Origin of the sequence: Micromonospora sp. NPDC048063, assembly GCF_043202855.1 — a bacterium.
GTDB lineage: Bacteria > Actinomycetota > Actinomycetes > Mycobacteriales > Micromonosporaceae > Micromonospora.
In genome coordinates this window covers 255236-275646 of record NZ_JBIDBG010000005.1, presented here as the reverse complement: position 1 = coordinate 275646, position 20411 = coordinate 255236, and the positions used below count along the sequence as shown (strand labels likewise).

The window sequence follows — 20411 nt, the reverse complement described above, 5'->3', positions numbered from 1 at the left end:
CACCCGACGGAACCCGATGGAAGGACAACGATGGCACAGCCGGCGCGCCGGGCATCGCCCGCCCCGAGGGACCCCACGCCGGACGGGCCGGCGCCGCCTCACCGGACGTGCTGGCACTCCGGCAGGCTGTCCAGGTTGTTCGGCGACGCGTCGTCGGCGACGGTACGCAGGTAGGGCCGGCCGCGCTTGGGCCGGACCACCCGGATGGCCGTACGTTCCGTGCCGGGCTCCTGCACGAAGAACGCGAACCGGCCGCTGCCCATCAGCTCGATCGCCTCCGGCACCGGGATGAGGAAGTGACTGCCGTCGCCGTTGTGCCCGCCCAGGGCGACGGTCGTGCCACCCGAGGTGCGCACGCAGCTCACCCGCACCGGCACGGCCGTGTCGTGGTACTCGGTGTCGGCGACCAGCGCCACCTGCAACCAGCCCTCGCTGGCCGTCGACGGCTCGTTCGGCAGCAACGCGTCCGGGGTGCTCGGCACCACCACGTCCGTCCGCCACGTGCCCGGCTCGGCGCGCCGGTGCCAGTGCCACGAGCCGCGTACGTCCTGCGGCAGCGGCAGGCGGGTCGTCTCCAGGTCGTGCAGGACCGGGCCGTGGCGCAGGGCGGGCGACAGCCGGGACAGTGCCGAGGACGTCCACTCCCGCAGCAGCCCCACCGACTTCTGCGGCACCAGCCCCGCGGTGACGTGCACGTCGGAGCCGGGCACCATCAGCAGGGTCAGCGGCACCGGCACCCCCGGGTTGACCGTGAACACCCCGGAGGTGTCCACGTACGGGGAGGTGATCGGGTCCGCGCCCGGCAGCGCTGCCGCCCCGCCGGCGTCGGGCAGCCCCGGCGCGAGCAGCGCCACCGCCGGGTCCACGATGTGCAGCCGGTCCATGTCGTCACCGACGCAGTACGCCAGCAGCCCGTCCTGCGCCCGTGACAGCGTGCCCAGCCGCACCGGGACGCCGGTGCGCGCGTTCTCCGGGGGCTGCCGCGGATCCTCCACCTCCACCTTCAGGTACGCCCGCACCACCGCGACCGGCCGGCCGAGCAGCAGCGCCAGGTGCTCGTCGCCGGCCCGGCCGGTCACGTCCACCGTCCACCGGGTGGTGTCCAGCACCCGCAGCAGCGACTCCAGCGCGCTCTGCGCGCCGCCGGCCGGATGGCCGCCCGCCCGGGCGGTGGCCAGCGCGTGGTCGGCGGCCAGCATGCGGTCGGCGAAGCGGGCCAGCAGCGGGTTCGGCAGGAACCGGCTCGGCGGCGCGCCCAGGGTCGCCGGGCGGCCCGGGTCCTCCTCCCACGCGGTCACCGTCTCCGGGTCGGGGCGCAGCCGCCCGTAGCCGTTGCCCTTGTCGTCGAAGAACTCCAGCGTGCGGTCCACCGACGACGGCACCAGGTAGCCGCACACCGGGCTGACGCCCGCGTCCGCGTCGCGCGGCGCGCCGAGCGCGTCGGCGAAGCGCAGCAGGACCCGGGCCGGGGCGGTGAAGCGCGGCCGCAGGGCGGCCAGGTCCGGGTGGCCCGGCACGGCGAGCGTCACCCCGTGCGTCACCGGCGCGGGCGTCGCCACGTCCGGGCCGAGCACCTCCAGGAACCGGCCGTAGCCGTCGACCAGGCGGGCCCGGTCCAGCCGCAGGAACCCGGCCCGCAGGGCCACGAAGTCCGCGGCGCGGGGGGTCTGTGGCGGCTGCGCGGCGTCGGTGGCGTTCGGGGCGTCCACCACCAGGCCGGTGGCGTCGCGACGCAGCTGCTCGGCGATCCCGACGAGTTCGCCGGAGAGCAGGTCGCGTTCGGCGTCCCGCGGGTCGACCGTGCCGTCGAGCAGCGCCGCCGCCGACGCCGACAACATCACCCGCCCGCGCAGCGTACGGCCCGTCTCCGGCGCCGGCTCGGTCACGACGGCCGGCAGGTCGTGGTCGACCTCGCCCAGCGGCCAGTCGTGCGCGCCGCGCGGCGTCGGCAGGTAGGTGGCCGACCACTCCAGCAGCAACGGGTTCCACGGCCGGCTCGGCGGGGTCACCCCGACCGGGCTGGGCAACTGGCCGTCGACCACGGCGCCCGCCGGCGGTCGCGTCGGGTCCCCCACGCCCGGGTCGAACGTCGCCCACCACGCCGCCCGCGCGGCGGCCACCGGCGACGGCCGGGTGTCGGTGGCCAGCGCCAGGTCGGGGGCGGATCCCGGGTCGATGCTGGCCAGCTCGACGAGCAGGTCCGTGGCCACCGCCGGCACGCCGTACTGCGGCAGCAGCCCGGCCAGCGGGGTCGGCGGCAGCACCGCCGCGCCCGGACCGGCGTCGCCGCCGGCCACGCCGAAGCCGCGTACGGTCTGCCCGTCCACCCGGCACAGCAGGTTGCCCAGCTCGGAGTAGCGGCCGTCGGCGCCGTGCTTCGGGCTGCGTCCGCCACCGGCCACCACCAGCGCCGGCTCCAACGCGTGCCAGACCCGCGGCCGGGTCCGTTCCACCTGCACGAACGACCCGCCGCCGGCGGCACCGCCGGAGCCGGCCGCCGGCTGCCAGATGTACTCGTTGCCCGCCGCCGCCGGGGCCGAGCCGAACCGGCTCTGGTGCAGCGAGGCGTCCAGCCGGGCGGGACCGTCGGCGCCGGTCACGTCGGACAGCGCGCCCTGCAGCAGCGCCTCGACCATCCGGGCCGCGTCGGCGGGGTCGTCCGGTTCGGCGGCGAGCGCCGCGAGGGCCTCGGCGAGGGTCTCCCCCAGCGCCACCGCCACCGCGTCCGACGCGGGACGGTAGTCGGTCTCCCGACCGAGCAGCCCGCCGTCGCCGGGCCAGTTCGGCTGCGGCCAGCCGATGGACACCGCCGCCGCGTGGTAGACCGACCGGTCCGGCACCGGCTGGTCGTCGCGGCGCGGCGGGTAGACCTCCCAGCCGAGGTCCTCCATCCGCTCGGTGTACGCCGTCTCCCCGGCCACGTGCAGCGGGTCGCGAACGGGGTCGGTGTACCAGCCGAGCACCAGGTACGCCACCGGGCCGGTCACCCCGGTCAGCTCGTCGTGCAGGGCGAACCGGTGGGTCACGTTGTCGTAGTAGCCGGCCCAGCCGAGGTCGCCGTGGCCGAGCGCGGTCAGCGGGGACCTCGGCGCGGCGCCGGGGGCCGGCAGGGTCGGGCCGGTCAAGGCCCGGTCCACCCGGACGGGTTCGATCGCGCCCGCGTACGGCAGCAGCCACGCCTCCACCGCCCGGGGACCGGGCGTCGCCGGGCCAGAGATCCGCACGACCAGCCACCGGTCGGGCACCGGCGGGAACGTGGTCGCACCGGTGTCGTCGGCGACGCCGCGGGTCAGCCCGTCGGGCAGCCCCCAGTGCAGGTGCGCGCCGGGCGGCCGGGCGGTCTGCCGCGCGCTGAACGGTTCGGGCAGCACGTCCTGCTGCACCCGGCCGCTGGCCGGCGGAGTGGGCCGGGTCAGCGCCGTACGCGCCCAGTCGGAGGCGGCGCCGGGCTCCCGCACGACCAGGACGTCGAGCGCGACCGGGACGAGGACAGTTGTCACGACGAGGGGCTCCCTCTGTTCGGCGGGCCTGACTGCGGTCGGGCCCCGCGGTGGATCGGCGACGCCGAGGATCAGGCCGGCGGGGTGGAGGCGCCGAACCGCTGCCGCGACGGTGCCTGGAGCAGGGACAGCGCCACGGCGGCGCCGCCGCGCGGCCGGGGCAGGGGGCGGGCCTGGTCGAGGTTGCGGGCCAGGCCGGCGACGTCGACGACGCCGGGCACCGGGCCGGGGCGCATCGGCACCGGGACGCTGCCCAGGTCCGGTCCCGCGCCGTCGCGGATCGGCGCCCGCCAGCCCGCCCCGTCGGCTTCCAGGCCGAACTGCACGCTCTGCGGCGGTTCCTCCAGCCACACCAGGCGGGGGGCGCCGCGGAACAAGGCCACCAGCACCGACGGCGACAGCCGCTCCAGGCGCAGCAGCTCCACCACCAGGTCGGGTCGGGTGCGGGCCAGCTCGTCCGGGTCGACGCCCGGCCGCACCACGGCGGGGTCGTCGCTGGTCCAGGCGCGTACCTCCATGCCGGGCCAGCCGCTGACCAGGGACGAGCGGAGCAGGAACCCGGTGACCGGGACCGGCCCGGCCGCGGCGGTGAGCTCCCCCGCGGCCCGGGCCTCGGCGAGCAGGTCGGCGGCGACCGGAATCGACATGCGGGTGCGCTGCACCTCCCGCACCAGCGGCAGCTGCTCGGTCACCGCGGCGGTGACCCGCGGCAGCAGCGTTCGGGTGCCGGCGCGTTCCCGGCTGCCGTCGCCGCCGACGGCCAGCGCCCCCGCCCGCAGCCGCTCCAGCCAGCCGTCATCCAGGCGGAAGAACCGGATGGACTCGGGCGGCAGCAGGCGCGCGTCGGGCACGAGGTAGCGGAACGGCAGGTCGTGCAGCAGGCTCCAGCGGGCCAGCAGGTGCTCGACGTACGGGGGCAGCGGCGGCGCGTCGGCGGTCGCCGCCGCGACCGGCTCGGCGACGGCACGCGCGGCGGCGGCGGCCAGGGTGCGGGCCCGCGGCGCGGGCTGCCCGGTGGTGTCGGCGGGCGGGCCGACCAGCGCGCCGAGCCGTTCGGCGAGCAGCCGGCCGCCGGCGGACAGGTGGGTCGTCACGACGGTTCTCCTTCCGGGCGCAACTGGCGCGGGATGACGCTGGAGCCACCCGGGTGCGCCTGCCACAGGTCGGCGCGGGCGGTGCGGGACAGCAGCCGCTGCGCGAACGTCTCACCGAGGGCGGCGAGAGGGTCGGCGCCGTCGACGGCCACCGCGGCGGCACGCCGCAGGTCGGTGCCCTCGGCGGCCACCGTGGCGGTGCGGCGCACGGCGGTGCCGGAGGCGGCGTACGAGCGGGCGCTGTCCTCGCGGAGACCCGCCGCGCTGCCGGCTCGTGCCGCGTCGTCGGCGGCGCGGTGCCAGGCCACCACCTCGCGGATGAACCGGCCGTCGGCGGCGGCGAGGAGCCGGCCCAGCTCGAACGCGGCGTCGCCGGTCACGTCGCCCGGCCCCGCGGGCAGCGGGTCGGGTGCCGCACCGAGCAGCGGCGGGCGGTAGCCCATGGTGGCCGGCGTGCCGTCGCGGCGGGTGGCGGCCAGCGCGAGCGCCCCGTCGGCGTCCACCAGCGGGGGCTGCCCGGCCGGCGGGGCGCCGAACGCGCCGAGGTCGAGGTGCCCGGCGACGTGCTCGAAGGTGCCGCCGGCGGTGCTGGTCACGAACGGCCAGGACGCCAGCACGAGCAACGTGGGCACGCTGGTCAGGTTGGTCGCCCAGACGTCGTCGCGGGCCTCCAGCGACACCAGGCAGGCCGTGTACGGCGTGGGCGTAACCCCGCCCAGCGGCAGCCGGTTGGCGGTGACCACGGCGAACCAGCCGTCGTCGTCGCTGCCGGCCAGCGCGGTGTCCGCGACGTTGACCTGACGCACATGGGTGAGCAGCCTGACGTCGGTGCGGCTGGGCAGCAGCGACCGGAACGTGGTCAGGTCCTTGGCCCGCAGCCCGACGACGGCCCGGTTGCCGTCGACCGGCTCGATGCCGTTGAGGCGGGTGAACACCGCCTCGCCGACGACGGAGCGCAGCGTCCCGGTGGTCAGGGTCGCCTCGTCGGACCGGACGACCAGCAGCGCCAGCCAGGGCGTGCCGTCGCCGAGCCGTCGCTCCCACGGCAGGGCGCGTCGGCCCAGCACCACGTGCGGCAGACGGTCGCCGAACGCGCCCACCGCGTCGCGGGGCGGGTGCTGCCCGGCGACCTCGGTGGCGTCGAGGGCGAGCCGGGGCGCGCCGACCTGCACGTGGGTGGCGTGCTCGGGTGGCGAGGTCTTCGGGGTGCCCCGGTCCGTCACCTCCAGCCTGCTGGTGAACCGGTAGATGCCGGCGGTGAGCGACGGCGTCACCGTGTCGTGCAGCCGGATCGATCCCGGCGCGACGGGGGTCTCCGTCATCACGCCTCCGTTTCGTCGTCGTCGAAGGCGACGAACGCCGCCGCTGGTGCCGGGGCCGCCGGCTCGGTCGCCGGGGCCGCCCCGGCGACCGCGGTACGCGCCGCCGACCGGGCGGCGACACCCGGGCGGCCGGGCACCGTCGCGGGTCTGGTGACCCGGGCCAGTTCCCGCCGGGCGGCGGTGCAGTCGGTGTCGACGGCGTGGTCCGGGGTGCCGATCACGCCGGCGACCCGCCAGCCGTCCCCGGCCACGACCTGCACCGAGATCGCCTCGGCGCCGCGCTCCGCGTCGACCGTCAGGAGGATGCGGTGCGGCTGGTCGTCGTCGGGGGCGTCCTCCCGGCTGCTGACCCGCACCCCGTCGAGTTCGACGCGGACGTCGGCGAGGCTGGCGGTGGCGGACACCGGTTCCAGGGACACCACGACCGCGCGGGTCGTGGCGGGCAGGTTGGTGACCAGACCGTCGACGGCGGCGGAGAGCAGCGCCGCGGGCACCGGCACGTGCTCGCCGGCCTGGCGGTAGCGGGCCGGCGGATGCCACGGGTGCGGCAGCAGGACGGTGGCGCCCGGCGCGACGAGCACGCCGTCGGTGACCGGGACCAGCGGCGTGTCGGCGGCCCAGCCGGCGGCGGCGCCGGCCGCCGGGGTCACCACCGCGCGGGCGGCGTCGGCGGGCACCCGGGTGCCCGCCCGGGCCGGGCCGTCGCTGAGCGGCGCGCCGGTGCCGGTGAAGGTGACCAGCCGCAGCGGCGCGGACCCCTCGTCGAGGCGCAGCCGCAGCCCACCGGCGCCCGTGGTGTCCCAGACCTGGGTGCCGCCCACCGGCAGGGCCGCGCCGCTGTCCCCCTCCGCGCGGGCCCGGGCGACGGCGCGGAGCTCCGCCCGCCCCGCGCCCCGGTGCTGGTCGGTGGAGACGGTCGCGCGCAGCCTCGGCCCGGCCGGCGCCGCCACGGCCCGGCGGGCCGCGGTCACGGCGGTCTCGGACGAGTCGGCGGTACGTCGCAGGCGCAGCACCGACGGCGCCGGCGCGACGGCGTCGGGGACCGACAGCGGCAGGTGGCGCTGTGTCTCCTCCTCGATCATCGTGGCCAGGGCCACGTCCGGCAGCACGCCGGTCGCCTCGGAGACGGTGATCGGGGCGGCCAGGCCCACCGACGACAGGGCCCGGAGCATGGTGGGAGTGGCGCCACCCTTCGCCGTGCCCGCGAGGGCGCTGTCCCACAGGCCGGCCGGGAATCCGGCGGTGGCGGTGGAGGGCCGCAGCGTCTGGATCTGCGCGGCGGGCACCGCGACCCAGTTGGCGCCGACGCGCTGTTCGACCGCGACGACCATGGTCGCGCGGGTCCTGCCCATGTTCCATCCGGCGGGGACGACGTCGACCTCCCGCCCGTCGGTGCGGTCGTCGGCGCGGCCGCTGCCGGTCAGCCGCCACCCGTACAGCGGCATCAGCGACTCCACCCGGACCGCGAACTCCGGCGCCACGGACCACGGGCGCTCCAGGGTGCCGTCGGGGCGGCTGCCGACCGCCGGCGGCAGGGTGCCGGCGGTGACGGTGCCGCTGGTCGCCGGGCGGGCCGCGTCGCCGCCGCCGAGGTACTTGACGGTCACCTGGTTCCAGTCGAGGAGCGGCTGCTGCTGCGCCCTGCCGAACTTGACGGTGACCGAGGCGATGGCCAGGTCGACCGTGACGGTGCCGTGCAGCGGCGGGCCCTGGATGCGTACCCGGGCGCCGAGGGAGACGCTGACGTTGATCCGCGCGCAGGCGAAGAAGCACACCTTGATCGTGAAACGGGCGCCGACGCTGACGCTGGCGGTGATGTCGTAGGTCAGCGGGTCCCACCGCAGGTACACGTCGAGGGCGGCGACGAACCAGACCCGCACCGGTGAGCGGTCGTAGGAGGCCTCCAGGCGACCGCCGAGCATCACCGCCGACGGGGTGAGGGTGAAGTACGCCTCGCCCTTGACCACCACGCCGCCGCCGACGGACCAGTGGAACCCGACCCGGGGCACGTCCGGGTAGTGTGCCGGCTTGTTGAACCGGGGGTGGTAGCCGCCGATGGAGAGCAGCACCTCCGGCCGGTCGAGCCACACCACGAAGGCGAACCCGCCGGTGACCTGGCAGTCGCGGCTGAGCAGCCACGAGTTGCGGGTCAGCGCCGCCCGGACGGAGAGCACCTTGTCCACCGTGCTGTACCGGGCGGCCAGGGCCAACTCCAGGTTGACCACCGCGGCCTGCGCGTCGGGCAGCGCCATCCGCATGAGGCCGAGCAGGCCGACCTCCAGTCCCCGGTCGGCGGAGACGTAGGCCAGGGCGGTGGTGTGCAGCAGTTGGAAGGTGGAGAACTTCACCCCGGCGGCGAGCCAGAACGCGCCCCGGGCCGGCGGGATGTCCCTGGACATCCGCGCCAGTGCGCCCATCGGGCCGCCAGAGCCCCCGAAGCCGCCCTCGTCGATGGCCTTCACCAGGGGGAAGGCGGGCACGCCCTGCGGGTCGCGGGGCACCATCAGCCGGCGGTTGTAGCCGGCACCGCCGGCGAGGCCCAGGACGTACAGGTAGGGCGGGCCGCCGAGCGGGAACCCGACGGACAGGAACACGAACAGCGAGGTGTACTCGCCGAGGTCGTCGCGGGGTCGGGCGTACGAGCCGACCGCGGTCAGGCCGCGCCCGGCCAGGTCGACCGAGAGCATGCCGTCGTACTGCACGCCGTTGGCGCCGGTGACCTTGACCAGCCCGCCCGCGACCGACACCCCGGGCGAGCTGAACGACACCGACAGGCCGGCCAGGTCCACCTCCCAGGCGCTGAGGTCGGTGGGGTTGCGCAGCGGCACCAGCAGCGACAGGTCGTCGACGTCGAGGGTGAGCCCGGCGACGGCGACCCCGCCGTCGACGGACACCCCGACCTTGCCCGGCCCGGAGGTGGCCGCCTTGTACAGCAGCGCCAGCTCCGCGATGTGCAGCGGACCGTAGCTCCGGTTGATCTCGAACCGGGCCTCGGCCTTCCCGCCGAACAGCACCAGCCACCGGCCGCCGCCGCGGGCGACCAGCACGTCCAGGGGCGGATTCGCCGGGGCGGCGTCGCCGCCGCCGCCGGTCTGCAGCAGCGACGCCGCGACCGGGTTGGACCCGCCCCCGCCGGGGGCCATCGGGAACCCCAGCCCGTCGAGCATGACGGCCCCGTCGACCACGGTCGGCCGGTCCAGCGCCGCCGGGCCGGTCAGCGCCAGGTCGGCGCGGACGTGGGCGCCGACGGCACCGAGGCGGAATCCGCCGGTCTCGACCAGCGCCCTGCCGGACGCGCCGGCGGCCACCCGGATGCCCAGCCCGCCCAGCCGCAGCACCGGCCGCAGCTGCGGCGCGGCGGGGGTGGTGAGGTCGAGCAGCAGCAGGCCGACGCCCCGGCCGGCCTGCCCCCACCCGGCGTCGACGGTGTCGGGCAGCCCGAAGCGCAGCTGCACGGCGGTGTCGCCGGCGGGCAGGGCCAGCTCGCCGCGCAGCACGAGGCCGTAGCGGGCGCCGTCGGTGACCACGGACAGGGTCAGCCCGCCCGGCACCGGCACGGGCACCCCGGTGACGGCGTCGAGGGCTCCGCGCAGCAGCCCGACCGGGGTGGGCAGGGCGGGAGCCATCCGCATCCCGTCCGGGGAGTCCACGGCCACGCCGGCGCTCGTGAGGATCTGCGCGGCGGTGCGGCCGCCGGACCACAGGGGCCGGCGCAGCCACGGCTCGGCCGCGCGCAGGGCGAGGGTTCCGGCCATCGGCACGACCAGCCGCTGGGCGAGCTGCGCCAGCTCGGCCGCCCCGGGCAGCTGCACCACCGGGGCGAGCTGGACGCCCAGCTCACCGGTGCCGGCGTCGTCGCTGCCGAGCAGGCCGAGCCGCACGGCCAGTCCCGCCGCCGTGGCCTGCGCCGACAGCCGGGCGCGCAGGGTCACCCCGAGCCCCGTGTCGACGTACGCGTGGGCGGCCAGCGACGCGGTCACGGCGGAGTCGGCGTAGCCGACGGCGATGTCGGCGGTGACCGCGCCGGCGGTGAGGCCCTGCACGGCCAGCCCGAGTTCCGGTCGCTCGGCAGCCAGGTCGGTACGCAGTTCGACGGTGCCGTCGAGCACCGCGACCCGGACCACCACCTCTCCCGGAGTGGCCGGCGGCGGCACCTGGGCGTCACCCAGGACGCGGCGCAGCAGGGCCACGACGGCGGGCGCGGCGACCGTGCCGGCGCTGGCGAGGGCCCCGGTGGAGAGGTCCCGCGCGAGGTCGGCGAGCGCGCCGGTGCGGGCGGCGAACCCGTGCGGCGCCGACTTCGGGTCGTAGACGCCGAGCGCCGTGGCGACGTCGAGCACGTCGTCGAGGGCGGCGGGGTGCGGGTCGCGGGCGCCGATGCCCTCGACGAGCCGGTCGAGGAGCTCCGGCAGCAGTCTCGCCCCGGCGGCCTCCACCAGCGTGTCCAGGCCGCTCACCGCCGGCAGCAGGGTGACCGTGGCGTCCAGCGCGGCCGGGGTGACGGCCACGGACAGGCCCGAGGCATCGGCGCCCAGCCGCAGGTCGAGCGCGCCCCAGTCGCCGGGCAGCGGCAGGTGCAGGGTCAGCTCGCCGCCCGGCCGCACCTGCCGGGCGGCGTCGACGTCCAGCCGCAGCGCGAGGTCCAGGGTGGCCGTGCCGGCGTCGTCGGTCCACAGCACGATCGGGTCGGTGGCGCCGACCAGCAGCCGCAGCGCCCGGTCCTCGGCGGTGCCGACGTCGAGCAGGTCGACGGTGACGCCGCCGGGCAGGGTGAGGGCGTGCGCGGGGTCGGCGGCCAGGCCCAGCGGGGCCGCGGCCAGGCGCAGCAGGCCGGCCAGCGGCGCGGCCTGCGGCGGCGCGCCGGGCGTACCGGCGAAGGTGCGCTGCAGCCAGGCGGCCGGCTCGGTCAGCAGCCCGTCGAGGGAGGCCACCCGCAGGTCCTCGCCGGTCAGCTGTTCGAGCAGGACGCCGAGCGCGCCGCCGACGAGCAGCCGGGGCAGCAGCGACGCGAGGCGGGCGGGCAGGTCCGGGCCGGCCGGCGACAGCCCGACCGGCCCGGGCAGCCACGGCGCGGCCAGCGACATCGCGCCGGCGGCCCGGGTGAGGGTGACGCCGCCGACCGCGAGCGCGGCCTGCACGCGCGGGGTGGGGTCGGCCAGCGCCACGGTCGAGGAGCCGGTGAGGGTGACGCCGTGGCCGAGCCGCAGCCCGGTGCCGGTGGTGCGGGCGGTGAGCCGCCACGGCCGGGCCTCCAGCACCAGCTCGACCGGCAGTCCGGCGAGGCGGCGCCGCCAGGAACCGCCGCCGGCGGCGGTGTCCCGGACCAGGCCGAGGAGCCCGGCGGCCCGGTCGACCAGCGCGGGCAGCCGGGGCGCCAGCCAACCGGTGGCGTCGGTGCGCAGCGCGGCGACCGCGTCGGCGAGCACGGCGGCCGGCCGGCCGGGCGCGGCGCGGTGGATGACGCCGAGGGCGGCGAGTTCGTTCAGCAGCCGGGCCAGCCGGCCGTTGGCGGCGGCCACCCGGTCGAGTTCCTGCACCAGGGCGTCGAGCAGCTCCGGCGACCGGGGGTCGGCCAGGTCGACGGCGGCGGCCGACTCGCCGCGCAGGGCGGCGTCGTGCAGCACCACGTGGATGTCGGTGACGGGGCCGGCGGTGCCGGCGCGCACGGTGGCGCGGACGGTGAGGGCGCGGACCCGGGCAGGCCTCGGGGCGCCGGTGCCGGGCCCGCCGAGCAGCCACCCGCCGGGGCGGGCGACGCGGACGCGCACCTGCGCCGACGAGAGGTCGGCCGGCGCCGCCGGGTCCAACGCCACCGAGCCGAGCCCGAGGCGTACGTCGACGTCGACGTCGGGGTCGCCGGCCGCCGGGGCGCCCAGGTCGAGGGCGAGCCGCAGGGCGGCGACCGCGTGGGTGGGCGGTGCGGCCGGTCCGGCCTCCTCGACGGTGTGCGTGGTCAGCGCGGCGACGAGCGCCGCCCGCAGGTCACCCGCTCCCCCACTGCCGTCGACGTCGCCGAGGCTGCCGTGCAGCGCGAGCGCGGGCACACCGCGCAGGTCGACGGGTGTGCCGAGCCAGCGGGCGAACGCGGCGGCGGGTAGCGGGCGGGGGCGGGCCTGCGCGCCGGGCTCCCCGGCGGCGTACCCGTCGAGCAGGCGGCGCTGGAGGCGCAGGGCGGCGTCGAGCAGTGGCGCGGCCGGCAGGCCGGTCGGGGCCAGCACGCCGGCCAGCCGCACCCCCTCGGCCACCGCCGGGGCGTCCAGCGGCAGCAGGGCGCCGTCGAACGCGGTGCCGACGGTGATCAGGCCGAGCACCTGCGCGGGGACGGCCGCGGCGAGTTGCCGGGCGACCAGGCCGAGGTAGGAGTGTCCGACCAGGATCGTGCGTACGCCGGGACGCACCGTCCGCACCGCGTCCTGCACGTGCCGCAGCGCGGCGAGCGCGGCGGCGGCGGGGAGGGTGCCGTCGTCGGCGAGGTCCACCACGTACCAGTGGGCGGCGGGCAGCGTGCCGAGGTCGATCAGGTCGGGTGGGGTGCCGGGGACCCGCAGGTCCACGGTGGCGACCTGGTCGGGCGCGACGTCGCCGAGCAGGTCGGCCCAGGGTCGTGACCCGGCCAGCGGCGGCGCGAGCAGCAGCACCGCCCAGTCGTCGCCGGCGGCGGCCGTGCGGGCGGCGATCTCGTCGCGGAGCTGGGCGACCGCCGCCGGCGCGGTGGTGAGGGTGTCGTGGGTGGCGGCGACCGGGGTGCCGGCCCGCCAGCCGGTCTCGGCCGGCAGGGCGGTGCCGGCGGGGACCAGCCCGTCGCCATCGGTAAGCACGCCGGCCAGCGCCCCGAGCGCCGCCGCGGCGTGGGTGGCGTCGACGCCGTCGAGCACGCCGGCGACCTCCGGCAGGTACGCCCCGGCGGCCTCGGCCGCCGCGAGCACGTCGGCGCCGGTGACCGGGATCGGGTCGGCCTCCTCCGAAGCGTCGTCGGTGTCGGCGCCGGCGAACCGGTCGACCAGCGGCGCGATCGCCCACTTCGCGGGCGGGCCCTGCGGCTCCAGCCAGGCGAGGACCTCCACCGCGTCGTCGCCGGCGCGGTGGACCGGCACCCGCCAGGGCGCCGCCTCGGTGCCGCCGCCGGAGACGGGCAGGTCGACCTGTGGCAGGTCCTGGCCGGGCAGGGCGGGCAGCCGGTCGGTCAGCGCGGCCTGCAGCAACCGCAGCAGCGCCACCAGGTACGGCGTCCCGTCGTCGGTGCGGGCGTCCTCGTCGCGGGCCAGGTCGGCGAGCCACCGGCGCAGCGCGGCGGCGGGGTCGGCCAGCAGCGACGACAGGTCGGTCGGGTCCGGGGGCAGCAGCGGCGGCATCCCCGCGAGCGGGCCGGTGGTGCCCGGCCCGGCGATGCCGACCAGCGCCAGCAGGTCGCGGGCGGTGGGGCCGGCCCACGACTCGGCGACCCGGGCGAGCAGGCCGCGGGCGGCGCCCCACAGTGCGGCGGGGTCGACGCCGAGGCCGAGGTCGGGCAGGGCGGGGTCGATCGGGCCGGCGGGCGGCAGGGTGAGGTCGCCCAGCAGGTGGGGCACGCCGTCGACGGTGACGGCGAGGTCGTCGACGGTCGCGGTGACCGCCACCGGCGACCCGAGCGACCAGGCGACGTCGAGGCGGACGCCGTCGGTGGAGACGCGTACCGGCGCGCCGATGGCCAGGGCCGGCGGGTCGAAGACGGCGGTGGCGGTGACCCCGCCGAGCCAGGCCGGACCGGTCGCCCCGTCGAGCGGGATCGAGGCCAGCGCCGCGCGGACGTCCACCCGCCAGGGCAGGGTCGCGTCGAGGTGGGCGCCGCCGCGCAGGGCGAGTCCGAGCTCGACGACGGGCGCGGCGGCGGTGCCGGAGTCCCACAGGACGAGGTCCAGCGCCACGGGGGCGCCCGGCGCGGCGGCGAGCGCGTTCACCGGGACCCGCCACGGGTCGGCCGGGGTGCCGGCGCCGGTCACCACCGGTGTGGCGGTGCCCGCGAGCCGGGCGACGTCGCGCAGCACGCCGGGCCAGCCGTCGGGTGCCTGGCGCAGCTGCCGGTAGTAGGCGGCCAGCGCGCGGGTCGGCGCGGTGGTGAGCAGTCCGAGGTCGACCCCGGGGGTGGTGCCCAGCCCGAGCAGGCGCCGCAGCGCGGCGACCGGGCCGGCGGCGGGGCCGAGCCCGGTCTCGATGGCCTCCTCCAGCAGCGACTGCGCGGCGGAGGTCAGCGACCGGGCGTCGGTCAGGTCGACCAGGTGGAGGTGGTGCGGGTCGTCGCCGATGGCGACGGTGACGTCGCGCAGTTCCAGCAGCGGGGTGATCGTGCCGCTGGCCGCCCGGTAGCGCAGGCCGGCGCGCAGCCCGCCGACCTGCACGGCACCGGCCGGCTCGCCGGCGGCCGGGAAGAGCCGACCGCCGTGGGCGGGCGCGGCGACGAGCACGTCGAGGCGTTCGAAGAGCGTGACCGGGGCCGAGCCGGTCAGCGGCACCACCAGCAGCACGGCGTCGCCGCGTACGACCGCGTCGAGCGTGCCGTCGCCGGTGTAGGTGACCCGGGCGCCGACCACGAGGGCGCCGGCGCCGGTGGCGGGGTCGGTGCGGACGGCCACGGTGAGGTCGACCGACGGCGGGCCGGCCAGCACCGGGATCAGCAGCGGGTCGGCGTCGGTGGGCAGGTCGGTGCGCTTGGACTCGTCGGCGCCGAGCAGGCCGGCGACCGAGTCGAGCCAGCCGACCAGGCCGGGCGCGCCGTCCGGGGTCCGCGCGGCGACCAGCGCGGCCAGCCAGGACCGGAACGCCGCCGGGTCGGTGGCGAGGTCGCCCAGGGGCAGCGGCACCAGGCCCGGGGCCAGGCCCAGCAGGCCGGGCAGGTTGGCCGCGACCAGTCGCACCGGTGCGGGCACGCCGTCGCCGACCTCGGCCAGGACGTAGCGCAGCAGCGCGGTGACGAGCAGGGCCAGCTGGGAGCTGCCGGCGGCCGGGTCCAGCACGAGCGGCTCGGTGGCGCCGGGCAGGCCCCGGACGGTGACGGTGACGCGGCTCAGCGCCTCGTCGGGTGGGGCGACCAGCAGGACGGCCGCCTCCACGCTGGCGCCGGTGTCGCCGAGGGGCGCCCGGGCGCGCAGCCGGATCGGGTGTTCCCTGCTGGCGGCGACGGCGGTGACGGTGCCGGCGGACGCCACGAGCAGGTCGAGCCGCGCGGTGACGGCGGGGCCGCCGGCGACCGGCCCGGCCTCGGCCTCGATCGCCAGGGTCAGCGGGGCGGACGCCGCCGGCCCGGCGCGCTCGACGACCAGGTAGACCTGACCTTTGCCGCCCTGCTCCAGCAGCGGCACGTGCCGGGCGACCCGGTCGGGCCGGCCGGCCGCCTCGGTCGCGAAGCGCGGCCGGGCCGAGGGCAGCAGCACCTCGATCGCGCGCACCAGCGCGGCGCGCTGGACGTCGCTGGCGACCAGCTTGCCTACCCGCGTCCACGGGTCGGCGAAGAACTCCTCGACCAGCCGGACGCCGCCACCGGAGGGGGCGAGCAGCCCGAGCGCGATGCCGAGGTCCTCGACCTCGGCGGGAATGCCGTCAACGTTGATCATGGGCCCACCCACCCCATCGTCCCCCCTCGGTTCCCGCCCTCCTCGGTGGATTCGGCGCGGGAGTTCCCGGAGGCTACGGAGGACCGACCCCGAAACTCTGTCGCCCTTCGGACGTTGCCGACCGTGCCGTCGCCGAGACGGTCCGAAGCGTCAGACCGCGTTCGCCCGTTGCGGCACGCGGCTCCCCCGCCCGGCCGACCGGGTCGACGACTCGGTCGGCCGGCGGCTGACCGATCGATCAGTCAAACGCGTCCCCGGCCACTGGAATGCCTGGCCGGAGTGGACACGTTCGACGACCGTCGACCGTCGTCCGGCGGCGGTGACCGACCGGTCGGTCAGTCGTGATGCCAATAGGCGACTCTCCCCTTGCCGGCCCGCCGCCGCGATCCCGAAGGTTGCCCACGAGAACGTCAGTCACCCGCCGTCGACCCGGGGCGGCGACGCCCGTGCCGCACACCGCGAGGCGCGACGCGGCCGGGCCGCCCTGATCCGGCCGGCAGGGTGACGATTCGGAAGAGGGGGGACCACTGGTGGACACCGCCAGCATCGACGCCGAGTACCTGGTGGCCACGTTCGAGGAGGACGACGACCCGGAGCAGCTGATCGGCGACGCCGTCGACTACGACCTGCTCGCGGCGCTGGCAGAGGAGGAGTGACGATGGGCGTGCACCTGGCCCCGACGCTGCGCGTGCTGCGTGAGGAGATCAACACCCGCTGGCCGCACCGGGACAAGGCCTCCGACGGCTGGATCGGCGACGCGGCCCACCAGGCCCGCAAGTCCGACCACAACCCGGACGCCGACGACCGCTCGGTCAACGCGGCGGACTTCGACATCGACGGGATCGACCCGTTGCTGGTCGTCCGGCACTGCATCGAGCACCCGTCCACCCAGTACGTGATCTACAACCGGCTGATCTGGAGCCGTACCCGCGACTTCCGGCCCGCGCGCTACACCGGATCCAACCCGCACACCAAGCACCTGCACGTCAGCGTCAGCCACGCCCGGGCCCTGGAGGACAGCCTGCGCCCGTGGGGCGTCGCCACGGCCCGGGCCGCCAAGCTCGGCGACCGGGTCCTGCGGGCGGGCTGCAAGGGCAGCGACGTGCGGGAGTTGCAGACCCTCGCCAACCGGTTGGGCGCCCGCCTCACCGCCGACGGCGTGTTCGGGCCGAAGACCACCGCCTGGGTCCGGACGTTCCAGAAGTCGAAGAAGCTGACGGTCGACGCCGTCGTCGGACCGAAGACCCTGACCGCTCTCCGCACCGCCACCAGGCCACCGGCGCCGCAGCCGGCAGGCCGGGCCCCGGGCTCGCGCACCGTCCGCGTCGGCAGCACCGGCGAGGACGTGGCGTACGTCAAGCGGTTCGTCGGCGCGCGGCGGTGCGGGCCGCCGGGCACCCGCTTCGACGCGAAGACCGAGGCGGGGGTCCGCTGGTACCAGCGGATGCGCGGGCTCACCGACGACGGCATCGTCGGCCGGCTCACCTGGGCCGAGATGGGCGTACGCGTCACCTACTGATTCACGGTGCGGAACCGGGTCGCCCCGGTCCCGCGCCCGTACCGAACCGCCCGGTCGTGCCGACGACCCGGGGCGCGCAATCGATGACCGGAGTGTCCATGGTGTGGCGTGGTCGCCACGCCGGCGGGGCGGGGGAGTTCATGACCCAGAGCTTGAGCGAAGAGGGCGTACGCGGGGCCGTCCTGGCGACCGTGGGCACGCGGCGGCCGGACCCGGTGGCCGTCACCCAGAGCCCGACCAGCCGCGTGCCGCACGACCTGTTGCTCGCGGAGCTGCTCGACGCCGTCGACGACCTCGTCCCGTACGCGCGGGAGCTGAAGCCGGCGCGCCGCCGGCTGTGGGCCATGCTGAACCCGGCGGCCGGCGCGCCGGTGCCCACCGCCCGGGCGATGGCGCGCCGGGTCCGGGGCGTGGAGATGGCCTGGGCGGTGACCGTGGCGCTCGGCCCGGCCCTGCGCCAACTGGCCGACCTCGCCCGGCCCGGCCAGTACCTCCCCCCGTTCGAGCCACGGCTGCGCGGCTACCTCCACAAGGCCCGCGAGGCGTACTGCGCCGCGATCACCGAGGCGCTCGACGCCGCGCCGCCGCACCGGATCGAGGCCCGGCAGAACGAGGGCGACCGGTTGGTCGGGGAGTTCTCGACGACGATGCCGCTGCTCTACCTGACCGACCGCATGGGTCTGGAGGCCGTGATCGGGCAGCTCGCCGACCAGGTCACCGACCTCGTCGCCCTGCGGGCGGAACGGGAGGACGACGCCCTTCCCGGACGGGCCGCGGACGCCGAGACCGGCGTCGCCATGACCGCCCCCGGGCAGGAGTGGTTCCTGCGCCGCCGCCTGCTGGCCGAGCTGTACGCGGTACGCGCCTACTCGTTCCGCGACTACCTGCAGCCGTATGTGCGGTTCAGCCAGAAGTTGCGCACCATCAGCCTGGCGGTGCAGATCCTGACCACCCGGGAACGGCTGTCGTGGCTCGCCGACCAACCGGTGCTGCCCAGCGCGGCGACGGAACGGGTGGACGGGTACGTCGTCGAACTCGCGTCGGCCCTCACCCATGTGGAGCAGAGCTTCCTGCTGCACAAGGACGGCGCGTACGTCGAGGCGGCGGAGCGGCACCGGCTCGCCGTCGCGGTGCTGGCCACCGTCACCGGCCGACCCGGGTTCAAGGCCGACCTCGACGACATCGCCGACACCATCGAACTGCAGAAGACCGTCAAGGCGATCGCGGCCGGGGTGGCGATCGGCGTCGCCACGGCGATCACCGCAGGGGCGGCCGGCGCCGCCGCCGGCGCGGTGCTGGAGACCGTCGTCGGCAGCGGCACGGTGCTCGGCTCGATCGCCGTCTCGGCGGGCGTGGTCGCCACCCGGCTGATGTGGGAGACGCTCGTCGCCCGTGGCGCGTCCGAGCTGCTGCTGGGGCCGGAGTCCATCACGGCGACGTCGTTCCAGGAGGACCTCGCGTGGCAGGCGCTGCAGGCCGCCGTCGTCCGTGTCGTGCTCTGCGGCTCCGGGGACATCTTCAAGGCGGTGGCCCGGTCCGGTGACCGGGCCGAGCAGGTCGCCCGGCTCGTGGTCGAGCAGATCACCACCTTCGGGTTCGGCGAGGCGCAGCACCTGATCCGCACCGGGGAGCTGCGCAGCCTGCGGGACAGCGTGGTGGCCGCGGTGCAGCAGGCCGCCACCACGGGCGCCGTCATGGTCGGCGGGCTGGTGGCGAGGTCGTTCCTCGACCGGCTCGGCGCGGCCCGCGGGGCGCTCACCGTCGACGGCGAGCGGCGGCTGCAGGAGCTGGAGGCCGAGCGCGCGCAGGTCGCCCAGGACTTCGAGGCCGTCCGCAACGGCACGGCCGGCCCGGAACAGTTCCGGGCGTGGGCGGCCCGCGCGGCACAGGCCTGGAACGGGCTGGTCACCCTCGTCGACGGGCTGCCGCCCGGGGCGGAACGCGACGCGGCGCTGCTCCGGCTCACCGCCGCCAAGGGCGAGATCGAGCTGCGCCTCGCCGAGGCCGGGATCAGCGCCTCGCTGACCTGGCCGGACGCCGTACCGACCTTCGAGGGCCTGCTGCCGGGCCTGGTGGTCTTCAGCGACGACGCCCGGCCGGTGCTCGACGCCGCCTACCCGCCCGGCACCCGGCGGCCCACCGACCTCCCCGACGCCGTGCTCGTGTCCGGCTCCGGCGGCCGGCGCCTGCTCCTGCTGCCCGAGGGCGACCTGCCGGCGCGGGCCGCGACGCCGGAGCGGCTGGTCCACGTGCCCGAGGCGAGCATGCGGCCCGGGCCAGCACCCGAGCCGGTGGTGCTGCCCGGCGCGGCGACCCTGGGCCTGGAGCGCCTCCAGGCCGCCTTCGGCCCCGACAAGGTGGCGAAGATCCTCGCGCAGGCGGCCAGGGGACGGGAGTCGTTCCTGCGTCTGCTCGCACACCCGGACCTGGCCGGTGTCGGCGCCGTCCAGTCCCGCTCGACCGCCCTGTACGGGCTCGCGTCGCATCCCGCGTCGATCGCGTTCGGGCGGCAGTGGGGTCCGCTGCTGGTGCTGCGGCTGCGCAAGCGGCTCGGCACGGCGCAGGTCGACGACGGGCTCGGCCGGGCGGGCACCCTGCTGGAGCAGGCCCCGGCGGGTGACCGCCCGGCGCTCGTCGCCCGGCTGATGTCGCTGACCAGCCAGCAGTTGCGCCGGGAACTGGCACTCGCTCCCCCGCTGCGCCCGCCGCGCCGCAAGATCACGCCGGAGAACCTGGGCGTCGACCGGGCCCACCCCAGTTGGCGGGTCCTGGCCGACGAGGTGGCCCGGGACTTTCCCGCGCTCACCCCGGACCAGCGCCGGGCGATGACCGACTGCCTGCAGGTCGTCGAGGTCGCCGAGGCCGGCGAGTTCGACGCGTACCGGCCGCAGACCAGGATCGCGCTCGTCGACTCGTTCGAGAAGATGATGGTCGACGGGCAGATCCGCGTGCCGGATCTGACCATCGTCGCCAACCGCATGCGCGGCCGGCTCGCCGAGCACGTCTTCCTCGGTCCGCTGCCCGTCCTGCAGCAGACGATGTGGTTCCTCGGCGCGCGGATCGGCACCTGGCTGACCGGCCGGTCCAACCTGGACGGGCACTGGATGGCCGGCGACGTGCCGTGCTTCCTCGAGCTGAAGTCCGACGCGATCCACCTCCAGACCGCCGCGGAGCAGCAGGCGACGGCCCGGCAGTACCTGCGCGACGCGCTCGGGGACTTCGAGAACATCCCGGCCGGATCGCAGTACCACCTCTGGTTCATCCGGGACCCGGGGCCGGACGGGCGGCAGCGGATGCTCGAGATCCTCCTGCCGCCGGGCGGCCCGATCGCGGGGGTGCACTTCGGGCCGGAGCCGCCGCCGGGCGTGCCGCAGCGGTGACCGCCGCGG

Annotated in this window: 7 protein-coding genes; 3 read left to right on the top strand and 4 right to left on the bottom strand. The window is 77.2% G+C overall.

Annotated features, from left to right (window positions below; all coding sequences use genetic code 11):
- Nucleotides 1-98 precede the first annotated feature (98 nt).
- From ACGFZ2_RS16225 to ACGFZ2_RS16210, 4 genes are all read right to left on the bottom strand, one after another.
- Nucleotides 99-3500, bottom strand: a complete 3402-nt coding sequence (locus ACGFZ2_RS16225) for a DUF3892 domain-containing protein (protein ID WP_393454181.1) — start codon at nucleotides 3498-3500, stop codon at nucleotides 99-101.
- Between the two features lie 71 nt (nucleotides 3501-3571).
- Nucleotides 3572-4594, bottom strand: a complete 1023-nt coding sequence (locus ACGFZ2_RS16220) for a hypothetical protein (RefSeq protein WP_393264052.1) — start codon at nucleotides 4592-4594, stop codon at nucleotides 3572-3574.
- Nucleotides 4591-5916: a hypothetical protein gene (locus ACGFZ2_RS16215; RefSeq protein ID WP_393264053.1), complete on the bottom strand. Its 1326-nt coding sequence runs from the start codon at nucleotides 5914-5916 to the stop codon at nucleotides 4591-4593. Before ACGFZ2_RS16215 ends, ACGFZ2_RS16220 begins: the two co-directional genes overlap by 4 nt.
- Complete coding sequence (locus ACGFZ2_RS16210; protein WP_393454178.1) at nucleotides 5916-15503, bottom strand: DUF6603 domain-containing protein; 9588 nt, start codon at nucleotides 15501-15503, stop codon at nucleotides 5916-5918. The genes ACGFZ2_RS16215 and ACGFZ2_RS16210 overlap by 1 nt, the downstream gene beginning before the upstream one ends.
- Nucleotides 15504-16033: 530 nt before the next feature.
- Here ACGFZ2_RS16210 and ACGFZ2_RS16205 point away from each other — a divergent pair.
- The 3 genes from ACGFZ2_RS16205 (at nucleotide 16034) to ACGFZ2_RS16195 (ending at nucleotide 20402) form a co-directional block, all read left to right on the top strand.
- Nucleotides 16034-16159 carry a hypothetical protein gene (locus ACGFZ2_RS16205; RefSeq protein WP_350679578.1) on the top strand — a complete coding sequence of 42 codons (126 nt, stop codon included), beginning with the start codon at nucleotides 16034-16036 and terminating at the stop codon, nucleotides 16157-16159.
- Between the two features lie 2 nt (nucleotides 16160-16161).
- Nucleotides 16162-17022, top strand: a complete 861-nt coding sequence (locus ACGFZ2_RS16200) for a peptidoglycan-binding protein (RefSeq protein WP_393454175.1) — start codon at nucleotides 16162-16164, stop codon at nucleotides 17020-17022.
- Nucleotides 17023-17162: 140 nt separating this feature from the next.
- The gene (locus tag ACGFZ2_RS16195) at nucleotides 17163-20402 is read left to right on the top strand and encodes a hypothetical protein (RefSeq protein ID WP_393454172.1); all 3240 of its coding nucleotides are present in this window, start codon (nucleotides 17163-17165) and stop codon (nucleotides 20400-20402) included.
- The last annotated feature ends 9 nt before the right edge of the window (nucleotides 20403-20411 follow it).

What these genes read in the sequence shown, in the direction of transcription:
- ACGFZ2_RS16215 (WP_393264053.1), bottom strand. Translation starts at nt 5,916, where the DNA reads ATGACGGAGACCCCCGTCGCGCCGGGATCGATCCGGCTGCACGACACG.
- ACGFZ2_RS16210 (WP_393454178.1), bottom strand. Translation starts at nt 15,503, where the DNA reads ATGATCAACGTTGACGGCATTCCCGCCGAGGTCGAGGACCTCGGCATC.
- ACGFZ2_RS16200 (WP_393454175.1), top strand. Translation starts at nt 16,162, where the DNA reads ATGGGCGTGCACCTGGCCCCGACGCTGCGCGTGCTGCGTGAGGAGATC.
- ACGFZ2_RS16195 (WP_393454172.1), top strand. Translation starts at nt 17,163, where the DNA reads ATGACCCAGAGCTTGAGCGAAGAGGGCGTACGCGGGGCCGTCCTGGCG.